At 41.2% G+C, this 14,174-nt stretch carries 13 protein-coding genes; 10 read left to right on the forward strand and 3 right to left on the reverse strand.

Annotation, left to right across the window (positions count from 1 at the left end; all coding sequences use genetic code 11):
* Positions 1-8 precede the first annotated feature (8 nt).
* Positions 9-797: a DUF1868 domain-containing protein gene (locus tag CLI64_RS10265; RefSeq protein ID WP_103137132.1), complete on the forward strand. Its 789-nt coding sequence runs from the start codon at positions 9-11 to the stop codon at positions 795-797.
* Between the two features lie 142 nt (positions 798-939).
* Here the strand turns inward: CLI64_RS10265 and CLI64_RS10270 are convergent, their stop codons facing one another.
* Together CLI64_RS10270 and CLI64_RS10275 are read right to left on the reverse strand one after the other, a co-directional pair.
* Entirely contained in the window at positions 940-1,716 is a 777-nt protein-coding gene (locus tag CLI64_RS10270) for an RDD family protein (RefSeq protein WP_103137133.1), read from the reverse strand.
* Between the two features lie 21 nt (positions 1,717-1,737).
* Positions 1,738-2,589, reverse strand: coding sequence for a glycerophosphoryl diester phosphodiesterase membrane domain-containing protein (locus tag CLI64_RS10275; protein ID WP_103137134.1), 852 nt, complete (start codon positions 2,587-2,589; stop codon positions 1,738-1,740).
* Positions 2,590-2,670: 81 nt separating this feature from the next.
* On the opposite strand from CLI64_RS10275, the gene CLI64_RS10280 reads away from it, so the two are divergent.
* The 5 genes from CLI64_RS10280 to CLI64_RS10300 all read left to right on the forward strand — a co-directional run bounded on the left by CLI64_RS10280 (position 2,671) and on the right by CLI64_RS10300 (position 8,260).
* Positions 2,671-3,636 carry a stage II sporulation protein M gene (locus tag CLI64_RS10280; RefSeq protein ID WP_103137135.1) on the forward strand — a complete coding sequence of 322 codons (966 nt, stop codon included), beginning with the start codon at positions 2,671-2,673 and terminating at the stop codon, positions 3,634-3,636.
* A 287-nt stretch (positions 3,637-3,923) separates the two neighbouring features.
* Positions 3,924-4,391, forward strand: a complete 468-nt coding sequence (locus CLI64_RS10285; protein WP_103137136.1) for an Hsp20/alpha crystallin family protein — start codon at positions 3,924-3,926, stop codon at positions 4,389-4,391.
* A gap of 137 nt (positions 4,392-4,528) precedes the next feature.
* The gene (gene dnaK / locus CLI64_RS10290) at positions 4,529-6,397 is read left to right on the forward strand and encodes a molecular chaperone DnaK (RefSeq protein WP_103137137.1); all 1,869 of its coding nucleotides are present in this window, start codon (positions 4,529-4,531) and stop codon (positions 6,395-6,397) included.
* 625 nt (positions 6,398-7,022) lie between these two features.
* A complete protein-coding gene (locus tag CLI64_RS10295; RefSeq protein WP_103137138.1) occupies positions 7,023-7,268 on the forward strand; it encodes a hypothetical protein in 246 nt (81 codons plus the stop codon).
* A gap of 14 nt (positions 7,269-7,282) precedes the next feature.
* The gene (locus CLI64_RS10300) at positions 7,283-8,260 is read left to right on the forward strand and encodes a hypothetical protein (RefSeq protein WP_103137139.1); all 978 of its coding nucleotides are present in this window, start codon (positions 7,283-7,285) and stop codon (positions 8,258-8,260) included.
* Positions 8,261-8,355: 95 nt separating this feature from the next.
* Here CLI64_RS10300 and glpK read toward each other — a convergent pair whose 3' ends face one another.
* A complete protein-coding gene (gene glpK, locus CLI64_RS10305) occupies positions 8,356-9,855 on the reverse strand; it encodes a glycerol kinase GlpK (RefSeq protein WP_103137140.1) in 1,500 nt (499 codons plus the stop codon).
* A gap of 146 nt (positions 9,856-10,001) precedes the next feature.
* Between glpK and CLI64_RS10310 the strand changes: the two genes are divergently transcribed.
* From CLI64_RS10310 to CLI64_RS10330, 4 genes are all read left to right on the forward strand, one after another.
* Complete coding sequence (locus CLI64_RS10310) at positions 10,002-10,307, forward strand: HicB family protein (RefSeq protein ID WP_103137141.1); 306 nt, start codon at positions 10,002-10,004, stop codon at positions 10,305-10,307.
* 423 nt (positions 10,308-10,730) lie between these two features.
* Entirely contained in the window at positions 10,731-12,416 is a 1,686-nt protein-coding gene (locus CLI64_RS10320) for an SUMF1/EgtB/PvdO family nonheme iron enzyme (protein WP_103137142.1), read from the forward strand.
* Positions 12,417-12,524: 108 nt separating this feature from the next.
* Complete coding sequence (gene avd / locus CLI64_RS10325) at positions 12,525-12,896, forward strand: diversity-generating retroelement protein Avd (protein ID WP_103137143.1); 372 nt, start codon at positions 12,525-12,527, stop codon at positions 12,894-12,896.
* A gap of 8 nt (positions 12,897-12,904) precedes the next feature.
* The gene (locus tag CLI64_RS10330; RefSeq protein WP_103137144.1) at positions 12,905-13,975 is read left to right on the forward strand and encodes an RNA-directed DNA polymerase; all 1,071 of its coding nucleotides are present in this window, start codon (positions 12,905-12,907) and stop codon (positions 13,973-13,975) included.
* Positions 13,976-14,174 lie beyond the last annotated feature (199 nt).

The raw sequence follows: 14,174 nt of genomic DNA on the forward strand, positions 1-14,174 counted from the left end.
AAAGAAGATTGGACGACAACTACCAAACTTATCTGAATCGGGTAGCAAGGCTGACACTACCGGAAGCTTATAAATCTCAGGTGCAAAATATTCAGGAATCTTATAAATTTCAGCCATCTGAGGGAACTAGAGTTGCAGTACCTTTTCCTGGTTATACTTTGATTACTCCTCCGGCGGCGGAAGATGCGGAAAACTCTGATTTCTACGCTACTTTACAAGGGTATCAACAGGAGATTTTACAATTACCCAGCAATCAAAATCTGATTGTCCCCTTACCTGCTGAGAGTTTCCACTTAACCTTAGCAGATTTGATTTGGGACAGTGCCTATCGTCATGCTTGTGAGAAAAATCCTGAGTTTGAATCACAATTACAAGCTTGTATTGCCGAAACATTTCAACAATATCAAGAACTCCTGACACAAGTCAGTCAGGCGATCGCGTGGCAAGTGTTAGGAATAGTCCTGATGCCTAGAGCTATAGGTGTATGTCTAGTACCTAAAGATGAAAGTTGCTACGAACAGATTGTGATGTTTCGCCGCACCATTTATCAAAATCCCAAATTAATCGCCTTGGGAATTGAACAACACTATCACTTTACAGCCCATGTCACTTTGGGTTATTTCGGGGATATCTCACCAGATTTAGACCGGATAAAACTCGCTGATGAACTAACTGAGTTAAATAAAAAGTGGATGTTTAACCTGCCACAAATTTCTGTGCGCCGACTAGAACTGAGAAAATTTGACGATATGACCCGTTATTATCGGGAATCACATTGGCCTAGTTTAGAGTTTTAATTGGGAACTGGGGATTGGGAATATGGGGAGTGTGGGGAGTGTGGGGAGTGTGGGGGAAAGATTTCTTCCCTATCCTCCCGCACCTCCCACCCCTCCCACACTTCCTGCTTGCCCTCTACCCTCTGCCCCCTGCACCCCTGCCTCAAATCCGATTCTGATACGCCAAGTAAACGGCTTCTAAAACAATATCGGGGTGAATTGCTGCTGGTAATTCGTCTATATGCAAAATTTCTTTGACCTGCTGGGATAATTTTAGAGCTAACGCGCTTCTAGCTTTTGGTGACATAGCTTTACGTCGCTGTAAATATTCCCGAATGACAGCAAAATCATCAGGTAATAATACTGATAAATCCGCAATCTGCATTAATTCCTGATGCCAAACTTGAGCTTGTTCGGAAATCATAATTGTTGCTGATGTAGTTGCGGCTTCAGCTTGAATCACAATTGTCCCGGCAGCTAAATCGCCAAGGCGTTTTTCTTGGCGACTAAACATAATTAAAAAAGCTCCGATAAACATAAACTCATCAAATGGTCGCAGCAGTGCGCGTAGGGCTGCCTGGGGCATTCCTATGGGTCTTCCATCATCACGAACCACACGAATTTTTGCGGCTTGTTTACCTGGGGTTTGTCCTCGCCATATAGTTTCAAAAAAAACAAAATAACCGGCGTAAATGACAAAACTGACAATTAATGTAATGGCTATTAACCAGACTCCAACAGCAGAACCAAAAATTTGCGACCAAAAATCAGATAGTTGACCAACAATAATCACCCACACAATTAAAAAAGCGGTCAATATTGCTGCTAACACCAAGTAGTCAATTAATAAAGCCCAAGCACGATTTCCAATACCTGCAAGGGTAAATTCTAACTCTACACTTTCTGGTGTGCGGTACTTAACACGGTTAAACAGGTGCATAATTTCAATTCATGCTTGGGGTTAAATTTCGCGATCGCGTAGTTTTAAGCCTAACCCTTCTCGGCGACTCCGCAGATCGTAGTAAATAACGGCTTTGGTGGTATGGATAAATGGCACAATCAACGCTCCACTACCGAAGCTAACAGCCATGATCAAGGCAAAATAAATCAGGCTAAATACAGTAGATCCATCTTGAATTAGGGGTGTAAAAATGATTTGCAAAATAGTGGTGAGAATCTGCACCACAATCTGCACTGGTGTGGTGACTAAGACACTCACAAAGGAAATTAATAAAATCCGCCAAACGTTGCCTTGGCTTAGTTCCCAACTCCGACTAATTGCTGTTGCGCCATCAACGTTGTCTTCTACTGCCAAAGGTAAATTTACTAGGTAGAATCTGGTGGAGAGCCATAATACTGCTACTATAGCCACAATTGCGATTACAAAGGCAATTAAACCCAAAAATATGTAAATAGCAGGATTGTTTTGTGAACCTGTGCCATTAACTATGAGTGCAGCTATTAACCCCAATATACCAAATACTATAATTACACCTATTACCATCCCTATACCAATTAGAAACAGTAACAGCATGGCCAATAAAAACTGCCACAAACGCGAATTAACAAAACGTTGTCCAGAGGAGATGCTTTCTGGTTGATTAACTAAGTCACCAAAAGCTAAACGGGAAATCAAGGATGTGAGAGCATAAAATTTAGCCCACCCATAAACAGGAACAAACAGCCACACATAAGCTTTGAGTGCTAGTAAATAATAGTCCTTGAGGTGAGCGCGATACAACCGCATTCCTGCACTGACAACATTGCCCACATCTAATGGTTGTATAGGAGATGAACCAAGATTTCCTGCCATAAAATCAAATTTTCCTGAAAATTACGGGTATGAATTTGAGGCTATCTTAAGGTACGTTAAAAGCTAATATGCCCAAAATTTATGAATATTCAACGTTGGATTGCACGGCGAGAATCAAATTGGCAGCGTTTAGATGCTTTACTCAGACAATTAGAACGCAAAGGTTTAAAATCCCTCAAATCTGCGGAAATCAGAGAATTAGCGAGTTTATACCGTTCCGTAGCAGCTGATTTAGCACGCGCCCGTACTCAGCAAGTCAGTAATGTTTTGGTTCATAATTTACAATCTTTAACAACCCGTGGTTATTCCCAAATTTATCAAGGTTCTCGACGACAGGAATGGCAAGCCGTATGGGATTTTTATCTTTGGGGTTTTCCTGCGATTGTGCGGACGACGTTTTCCTATACGCTCACGGCCACAGCGTTGTTTTTTTTGGGCTTAATCGTGGGTTGGTGGTACGCTTGGCAAGACCCGACTTTTTTGTCCTTAATTGTGCCAGAAAGCTTAATTTCCCAGGTACGAGATAAAGGTGAATTGTGGATGGGGTCAATTGTCGGCGTTGAACCTTTAGCATCTAGCGGCATCATGATTAACAATATCAAGGTGTCCTTTGGGGCGGTAGCTGGAGGAATTACAGCCGGGGCTTTCACAACCTACATTATGGTATTTAATGGGTTATTAATTGGTGCGATCGCCACTTTAGTCGGTCAAAATAATCTAGCCTATCCTTTTTGGGCGTTTGTCTTTCCCCACGGTGCTTTAGAATTACCCGCCATCTTCTTTGCCGGTGGGGCTGGGTTACTAATAGCAAAAGCAATTTTATTTCCTGGTCAATATCGTCGGGGTGATGCCTTAAAATTCTACGGTTATCAAGCAGTACAATTAGTATTTGGCATTGTGCCGATGTTAGTAATTGCCGGAATTATTGAAGGCTTTTTCTCTCCTAATCCTATAATTCCCGACCCGTTTAAGTATCTATTCGGTTTAGGATTATTCATAATTCTAGTCATATATTGTAACCGCAAACGTACATCAGCCAATAGTTAGAAATTTTTCCAAATTTCTTTTACCTTTTACCTTTTAACTTTTGCCTTTCCATGTACGGTTATTGCTATCTATAACGTTCATGAAACCGAACCTCCAGCTATTTTATAGTGATCTAGTGTGGTAGTGAGGAAGCTTAAAAAAAGCTTTACAACACAGAACACTGAACCATAAATATACTGCTGTGCATTCAGTAAACAAGCTTAAAATTATACCAATTTCAAGATTTTGAATTTTGAATTGGCATGAGGCTTCCTAATACTAGGTAGTGCATTTTCAGAGGTGATATTATGGCACTTATTCGTTGGGAACCTTTCAGAGATATTGAACGCTTAGAACCATTCCGTGAAATCGACACATTGCAACGGCAAATGAATCGTCTATTTGAAAGATTAATGCCAACAGACGGTGCAGAAAGAATGGGATTTGCATTCATACCTGCGGCTGAAATCGAAGAAAAAGAAGATGCAATTCACCTGAAATTAGAAGTACCTGGCTTAGAATCCAAAGATATTAGTGTAGAAGCTACACCAGATGCAATTGTGATTAGCGGTGAACGCAAATCCGAAACCACAACTGAAGAAGGCGGCGTTACCCGTTCTGAATTCCGCTACGGCAGATTCCAAAGAGAAATACCTTTACCTTGTCAAATTCAAAACGACAAAGTCCAAGCCGAATACAAAAATGGCATCCTACGCTTAACGCTACCAAAAGCAGAATCAGAAAGACAAAAAGTGGTGAAAGTTAATGTGGGATGAGAGTGAGTTGTGAGTGCTGAGTGTTGATTTAGTACATATACTCAGCACTCATACGTCATTATTATTACCCATACACCCTCACACCCTCACACCCTTACACCCCCACACCCCTACACCCCTAAAAAAAGGAAATTCTTATGGCAAAAGTAGTTGGTATTGATTTAGGGACGACGAACTCTTGTGTTGCTGTTATGGAAGGGGGACAACCAACGGTTATTGCTAATGCAGAGGGACAACGTGTCACGCCTTCTGTGGTTGCATACACCAAAACAGGTGAACGTTTGGTGGGTCAAATTGCCAGGCGGCAAGCTGTAATGAACCCAGAAAACACCTTTTATTCTGTCAAACGCTTCATTGGACGGAAATTTGATGAAGTTACCCACGAGTCTACAGAGGTGTCTTATCAAGTTGTGCGTGACAGTAATGGCAATGTGAAACTGAACTGTCCCGCCGCTAGTAAACAATTTGCCCCGGAAGAAGTTTCTGCTCAAGTGCTGCGGAAATTGGTAGATGATGCTAGCAAATATTTAGGTGAAAAAGTGACTCAAGCCGTAATTACAGTTCCGGCTTACTTTAATGACTCCCAACGCCAAGCTACTAAGGACGCTGGGAAGATTGCTGGTATAGAAGTTCTCCGCATCATTAATGAACCCACAGCCGCCGCCCTCGCCTACGGTTTGGATAAGAAGCAAAACGAAACTATCTTAGTGTTTGACTTGGGTGGTGGTACTTTTGATGTTTCCGTTCTAGAGGTGGGTGAAGGTGTATTTGAAGTCAAATCTACTAGTGGTGACACCCATTTAGGTGGTGACGACTTTGATAAAAAAATAGTTGATTGGCTGGCTAGTGAATTTCAAAGTAACGAAGGTATAGATTTACGCAAAGATAAACAAGCACTGCAACGATTAACAGAAGCAGCCGAAAAAGCCAAAATTGAACTTTCCAGCGCGACTCAAACTAATATTAATCTGCCTTTTGTCACAGCTACGCAAACAGGGCCGAAACATCTAGATATGATCCTGACACGGGCGAAATTTGAAGAGATGTGTGCAGATTTGTTTGACCGTTGCCGGAAACCAGTACAACAAGCCTTACAAGATGCGAAAATCTCCCACGCCCAACTTGATGAAGTTGTACTTGTGGGTGGTTCAACTCGCATTCCTGCGGTGCAAGCATTAGTCCGTCAGATAACTGGGAAAGAACCCTGTCAAGGTGTAAACCCAGATGAAGTGGTAGCAGTTGGTGCAGCCATTCAAGCGGGTGTATTGTCAGGGGAAGTCAAAGACATATTACTGTTGGATGTGACACCGTTGTCTTTGGGTGTAGAAACTCTCGGCGGTGTCATGACGAAGATTATTGAACGGAACACTACGATTCCTGTCAAGAAGTCAGAAACTTTTTCCACAGCCGCCGATGGACAAACTAATGTGGAAATTCATGTGTTGCAAGGAGAAAGAGAATTAGCTCAACATAACAAGAGTTTGGGTAATTTTCGTTTAGATGGTATTCCACCAGCACCTAGAGGTGTACCGCAAATAGAGGTAACTTTTGATATTGATGCCAATGGGATTCTCTCGGTGACAGCAAAAGACCGGGCGACCAATAAACAGCAGTCAATTTCGATTACTGGGGCTTCTACTTTGGATAAACGCGATGTGGAACGCATGGTGAGGGATGCAGAAGCCCACGCCGCCGAAGACCACAAACGCCGTGAACAAATAGACACCAAGAATTTAGCCGATTCTTTGGTGTATCAAGCAGAAAAACAACTGCGAGATTTAGGTGATAAGGTTAGTGCTAGCGATAGGAGTCGAGTAGAAGGGCTAGTTAATGATTTACGCGAGGCCATTAACCAAGATAATAGCGATCGCATTAAATCTTTAAGCAATGAGTTACAGCAAGCCCTCATGCAAGTTGGTAGTGCTGTTTACGCCCAAGCCGCAGGCGAACAAAGAAGTGGTGGCGATGATGTCATTGATGCGGATTTTGTTGAAAGTAATAATTAGTGGTAAGTGGTGAGTGGTGAGTGCTGAGTAAGATATTTTTACTCGGCACTTTCACATAGGAATCTGATTTGATTATGTTATTTGTGTAGTTAGGAAATGTCTCAAGCAGGAACAGGAAACAGTAGGTGTGGTAATTTTTGTTCAAAAATGAAATCTGAATCGTATAAATACTTATATCTGCTTTTCACAGGACAAAATTCACTAAAACTTCTCCCTCAAGAAACTTACTCCCAGAGTAGCAAGACAACTTTGGTTTAGACGGTTTAGGTACTTCCCTGGCATCTTGCTATGAGCATAAAAATTTATAACTAAAAGTACAATGTTTACAATCGTGAAAGTTTGTCATAAATTTTTGTGAAGAAAGTTTTCAGCTAGCTGGTTTCTAAATTTTTGGTGTTTAATACGCCAAAAATATGGCAGTCAATAGTACCTAAATGTCGATAATGAACTATATGCTAATAAAACAACTAATTGATTGTTCCTGGTTTCTACTATGCCTACTTTACATCTGTCCTTCTGCACAAGATTGCTGATGAGAATCAAGTAGACGACAAAACACACACGGATCTCAATTTGTTTGCTTGAATAGCTATATTGATAGGATTGCAACTTCACTTTTTTGATTATGCCCAGTAAGTTAATTGATGTTAGAGAATATACAGTCAAAGCTCATCAAAGGCTGATTCACACTCGCGTGTTTAATTTTGTCTGTAAAGAGTGCAACGAAGCTACAAAACGTGAGACTTTCGGCCCTCGTCCTTTATATTGTGAAAGATGTCGTCCGCCACAACCACCGAAAAAATCTCAACAGCCATCTCGCAAGGCTAAACCTCGACCCATGTCTTATAAAAGTGATACTGATTTAGGTTGATTGAGAACTACACAATGAATAATCAATTAAATTTAGAACCCCCCCCGCAGGACTTCATCTCACCATTATTAGAACTCAGGGACTACTACAGTCGTCTTGTAGAAGAGTATGAAACTCTGTACACACAGGCGCGATCGCAACTTGACCATGTACAAGCATTATTAGCAAATTGGTCTGTGGCTACAGAAACTAAAAGCCAGGTTGCTACCCTCGAAGTTAGTCAAGATGTATCCAAAAATCTTCAAGATGAGCCTTTGTTGTCTTCGTCTGATCAAGTTTCCCAAGTAGTTATTGATTCAGTAGAACCCAGCGCGGACAGTGAAGAAAACGAAGAAGCAGTAACCGTTGCAGAAACGAAAGTTGCATCCACTCCAGAGGTGACAGCAGAAAGCATTAAAGGAATTGACTTCCCCATGCTGCCTGAGTATAAAGCGATGAGTCGGATGGAAGCTATTCAAAAGTTACTACAGGAACACTTGGGTGCTGTATGTCATATAGATTTCATCGTGCGATCGCTCTATGGTGAGTTAGATCCACATATTTTTAAAGTAGTTAAAGGTAGAGTCCAATCTTCCCTCACCCAAGGTAGAGAAAGAAAGGTATGGTTTGGGATACCTGACGAACCTGGTTGTTACACCATAGACTTAACTTTGGTTAATTCTAATCGCACTCATACTTACTCTCGCAATGGCAAAAGTAAGAGGAAGCCACCTTTAATAGTTCCGAAAGCTAAAGTTGTGCCGATGCTCAAACCCTATGAAGGTCAATTTTTAATTGATGCTCTCACTGTTTTCTTTCGACACAATCCAGGAAAAGTATTTAGTGTGGCGGAAGTCGTCACAGGTTTATATGGAGACATCAATGATGAAGATTACCGCGAGGTTAAAGGCAAAGTCTTAAATGAACTATCACGCGGTTATCGCATCGGCAGATTCGACAGAATGCCGGAAAAGGTTGGTTTTTATACTTTGGATGTAGATTTGGCGAATTAGGGATTGGGGAGGCAAGAGGCAGGGGGGCAGGGGGCAGGGGGAAATAGGGCAATTTTTCTCCCCCTTGCCCCCCGCACCCTGCACCAATTCCTCTTCTATGCCCAATCTAAGGTGCGTTTGACGGCTTTTTGCCAGGTGGTAAAGTTATGTGTGATGGGGTTTGGTTCAAATATGCGGTCAATTTGTCTTTGGTTGACTAATGCTGTGTAACTGTCCCAAAATCCTACGGCTAAACCGGCGGCAAAGGCTGCACCTTGGACTGTGGTGTCGCGCATGGTGGGACGTTCTACCGGAATTCCTAATACATCGGCTTGAAATTGCATGAGGAAATTATTCTCACAAGCACCACCATCGACTATTAAACGTTGCATGGGATGACTGCATGAGGCGTTAATGGCTTGTACTACTTCTACCACTTGATAGGCGATCGCTTCTAATACGGCTCTGACTAAATGCTGGGGTTGGACACTGGCGGTAATGCCTAAGAATGCGCCTCTAGCAGTCATATCCCAGTAAGGCGCGCCTAATCCACTAAAAGCAGGGACAAAATAAACTCCGCCGTTGTCTGATACCTGCGTCGCCATTGTCTCTGTTTCCGCCGCCGTTTTAATAAACTTGAGACTGTCTCGCAACCATTGGATACAAGCACCACTAGTAAACATACTACCTTCTAGGGCATAGCCGACATTTAAATTTTGACTGGCACTGGTTTGTGTCCAAGCAACTGTAGAGATTAATTTATTTGGCGATCGCACAATCTCCTTTCCAGTGTGAGCCACTAAAAAGCTACCAGTGCCGTAAGTACATTTCATCAAACCAGGGCGATCGCAGCCGTGACCAAATAAAGCGGCTTGCTGATCACCTAAAATAGCTGTGATGGGAATGGCTGCACCGAGTAAATCAGCATCGGTAACGCCAAATTCGCCTAAGCTGGGTTGGATTTGCGGCAATATCTGCGTCGGAATTTGGAAAATATCTAATAATCTCTCATCCCACTCGCAGGTTTGGAGATTCATTAACATCGTGCGGCTAGCGTTGCTGTGGTCGGTGGCGTGGACTTTCCCACCTGTTAATTTCCACAGTATCCAGGTATCAATTGTACCTGCTAAGACATGACTTAAATCAACATCGGTCATTTGGTCTAATAGCCATCTGAGCTTAGTTGCCGAGAAATAAGCATCGATAACTAAACCAGTGCGATTATATATTTCTTGAGCATAGCCTTGCTCTTGTAATTGATTACACAAAGGAGCAGTCCGCCTATCTTGCCAAACAATGGCTTTGTGTAACGGTTTCCCTGTGGTTTTATCCCAGAGTAAACAAGTTTCTCGTTGTACAGTCAAACCAATAGCAGCAATTTCTGATGGGGTAATTTGAGCGTGCGAGATAGCAGTTTTAATTACCCAGCAAGCATCATGCCAAATTTGTTGCGGGTCATGTTCCAACCATCCCGGCTGGGGATAATATTGTGTGAGTTCTTTATATGCTTGTCCGACAATCTTACCATCTGCGTTGAAGATAAAAGCGCGGTTGCCTGTCGTACCTAAATCCAACGCTAAGATATACCGTGATGATGTGCTGCTCAATGTCTGCATTCTCCCTTCAGGGAATTCAAAATTTTTAGAATTAATATAAATCGTTGGTGTATCGTTAGTGTGTAGGTGCAAGCCATCACACGTCACAGGCATCGTTGTTAATTATAATGTGATTGTATGCAGTTTTTATTTATAGATAACTTATTATGCAATACCAGATTTTTGTGCAGAATCAACAGAATAACTCTATCGCCTCAGTGGTTGGTATGCCCAATGTCATAGCAGAGGCTAATACAGAAGCAGAAGTAATTGCCAAAATTAAATCTGTCTTAGAAGCACAATTAGCTACAGGTAAGTTTATGACTATTGAAGTCAACCCAGAAACAGTTCCTCATCAGGAAACAACTCAGATGAAGTATGCTGGCATATTTGCTGATGATCCATCATTTGATGATTTTATGGAGAAATTAGCTATTATCCGTGCAGAATCAAATGCTCATACAGATGAGTGATGACAAATTACATTTTAGATACAGATCACTTAAGTCTTTATGGCAGAAATCACCCTAATCTTATATCCAGACTCCTAACAGCAAAAATCCAATTAACAACAACTGCAATTAATGTTGAGGAACAGTCAAACAATTTTAGATTTTAGATTTTGGATTTTAGATTTTAGATTGACTGCACCCATAAAACCAATTCGCAATGGACTAAAGTCCCGCTACGCTCTAAGCGCAGCTATGCCGCAGGCTTTACGCAATTAATTCAGCCACCCACGGTGGGGCTTGTACCAAAAACAATCCAAAATCCAAAATTTAAAATGTAGATGTGTACTAGCCCAATGAATCATCCACAACAATTCACCACCGAGAAATCAGGCAAACATACTATAATCGGTTAACAGCGTCATTTATCTCACTTTTCTACCCAAAATGGCAGAGGTATCGCCCAAGGTATTCATTTCCTACTCACACAAAGACGAACCCCTGAAAAATGAACTCATTAAACACCTGATAATTTTAAAACGGGATAAAGTGATTTCTCTATGGCACGACCGTGAGATATCGCCTGGAGTTGAGTGGGATCAACAAATCAACGCTAATCTTCAAACCGCCGATATCATTCTGCTGCTCGTTAGTTCAGACTTTATTGCTTCTGATTACTGTTGGGGTGTAGAAGTTAATACAGCAATAGCACGTCATAACGCTGGAAATGCTCGCGTTATTCCTGTGATTCTCAGAAATGTTATGTGGCAGTCAGCACCCTTTGCCAAACTGCAAGCTTTGCCCACAAATGCTAAACCTGTTAAATCTTGGCCGCATGAAGATGATGCGTTTACTGATATTGCTCAGGGTATTCGGGACGCTGCCAAAGAATTAATTCAGGAACGTCAGCAAAAACAAGCAAGAGCGAATAGAGAAGCAGCTTTAGCTGAATATCGCCGAAAAGTTGTAGAATTTGCTGCCGATGGGGAAATTTCCTTGGCGGAGTCTTTTATCTTGCAAGATGAACAAAAAAGGCTGGGGCTGACAGACCAAGAAACTGAGAAAATCAGAGAGCAAGTATTAGAGCCTTATGGAATCTATAAAGAAAATTTGGACAAATATCGGCAATTTTTCACGCAGTTAGTAGAAGCACAAGGATATCCACTACCAGAAAAGGCTAAAGGTGAATTAAGTAAGCTACAAAATTACTATAGTCTAAAAGATGAAGATATAGACCGGATAGAACAAGAACAAAAAAATATAGAGCAGCAAAATCAATCTCAGTGGTTTGAGTTTAAAACTGCTAAAGTAACTGTAATATCAGGAACATCTTGTATAGTTAATTACAGCCAAGGTAAAGCCGAATTCTTCAATGAACGCCTAGATCATGGTATTAATCTAGAAATGGTTGCTATTCCTGGTGGACAGTTTCTCATGGGTTCGCCGGAAAGTGAAGAGAAGCGCGACAGTGATGAAAGTCCCCAGCACCATGTAAAGATTCAACCCTTTTTTATGGGTAAATTTCCCGTTACTCAAGCTCAATGGCGAGTGGTTGCGGCTTGGGATAAGGTAAATATTGATTTAGACCCTGACCCCTCCAGATTTAAAGGGAATAATCGTCCTGTAGAGTGTGTATCATGGGATCATGCTGTAGAGTTTTGTCACCGCTTATCGAGAAGGACGAATAAAACCTATCGCTTACCTAGTGAAGCGGAATGGGAATATGCTTGTCGTGCTGGAACAACTGCACCATTCTGTTTTGGCGAAACTCTCACCACTGACTTAGCAAATTACGATGGTAACTTTACCTACGGTGCAGGGTCAAAGGGTGAATATCGTAAACAAACAACCGATGTAGGAAGTTTTCCAGCGAATTTGTTTGGTTTATACGATTTGCATGGTAATATATACGAATGGTGTGAAGATGTTTGGCATGATAACTACAATGGTGCGCCGAATGATGGCAGTGCCTGGGTAAATAATAAAGATGAAGATGCGCGTCGGCTGCTGCGCGGTGGTTCGTGGTACGGCCTTCCGTGGTACTGTCGCTCGGCTAATCGCGTTAGGTACGCGCGTGGCAATAGGTACGACGACGTGGGTTTTCGGGTTGTGATTGCCGTCCTCAGGACTTAAACTAGTCCTTTACACTTTTCCCCTTTTGCCCTCTGCGCTGTTTTCTTTGTTCTTACTTCTCTCCGCCGCAGGCGGATAAATTTTTTTTAGTTTTTTTTAGGTTTTCAGATGAGTGACTTACCAATCATACAAAAAACATACGACTTAATCAAGTGGTACGTCCCGATTCTTAACCGCTTACCCAGAGATCATAAGCTACTCTTAGGTAATCGCATCATCACAGAACTTTATAATCTGCTAGATGGGTTAATCATAGCACGCTACGCCAAACAAAAGTTAACTCAACTAGAAACGTTAAATACCAAGCTAGATATATTACGTTATCAAACCCGATTGCTTTTAGACTTCGATTTAATGAAAACAGAGCGTTACGAATATGCTCAAAAACTTATCAATGATATTGGCGTAGATTTAGGTGGTTGGATTAGACAACAAAAGAACCAAAATCATGGGATAGTAGCAACTTCCCATGCCAACTAAGATTATATATGAAAAGATACGGTAACTTGTGGCAAGATATTACAGCATTTAGCAATTTACTCGCCGCCTCAAAGCAAGCACAAAAAGGTAAAAGATTTAGAACTAACGTTTTAGAATTTAACTACAATCTAGAGCAGGAATTATTTCATTTACAACATCAATTACTATCAAAAACGTATTCTCCTGGAGAATACCGCACATTTTATATTTTTGAACCAAAGCCACGGATGATTTCGGCTGCTCCCTATCGAGATAGAGTCATACATCACGCTTTATGTAATATTATTGTCCCCATTTTTGAACGCACATTTATTAGTGATTCCTACGCTAATCGAGTCGGGTTTGGTTCTCATCGGGCATTACGTCGCTTTACTGAATTTGCACGCTCTCATCAATATGTTTTGCAAGCAGATATCTGTAAATACTTTCCCAGCATTGATCACGAAATACTAAAATCCCTCATCAGGCGGAAAATAAAATGTGCTGATACACTGTGGTTAATAGACACTATTATTGATAACAGTAATTCTCAAGAATTAGTAATTAATTATTTTACAGGTGATAATTTACTCACACCCACAGAAAGAAGACATGGCTTACCAATTGGTAATTTAACAAGTCAGTTTTTTGCGAATGTATATCTAAATGGCTTTGACCATTTTGTAAAAGAAGAACTTAAGGCTACTCAATATATTCGTTATGTTGATGATTTCGCATTATTTTCTGATGATGAAATATTTTTAGAAAAAGCCAGAGTTAAAATTGAAGAATATCTTGCCAGCCTCAGACTAAAGATACATCCCATTAAAAGCCAATTATTTGCAACACAATACGGAGCTAATTTTGTTGGATTTCGTATTTTACCAAATCGCATTCGGGTAAGAAATGACAATTTACGCCAAGCCAGAAGGCGATTAAAGCAAATGCGGCTAGACTACGACCAAGGGAAAATAGAATATAAAACCAATTCGCAATTCGCAATTCGCAATTCGCAATTAATTCAGCCACCCACAAGGGGTGGGGTTTTTACCTACCTTGGGAAACAAGGATTTTTTCGCCCACCAGGGGCGAGGTTTTGAACCTATCTTTTTCCAATAAAAAAATCTCTCAATCTCTGCAAAGTTGGATTGCTCACCTGAAACATGGAAATACCTGGAAACTACGCCAAAAAATATTTAATTAGCTTAATAGCAATTTTCTATGAAGTTGCGCCGAATAAATAATGTAGAGACTTTGCATGCAAAGTCTCTACAGTACAGAATAAAATTCATCTTCCTC

The organism is Nostoc sp. CENA543 (assembly GCF_002896875.1).
GTDB lineage: Bacteria > Cyanobacteriota > Cyanobacteriia > Cyanobacteriales > Nostocaceae > Trichormus.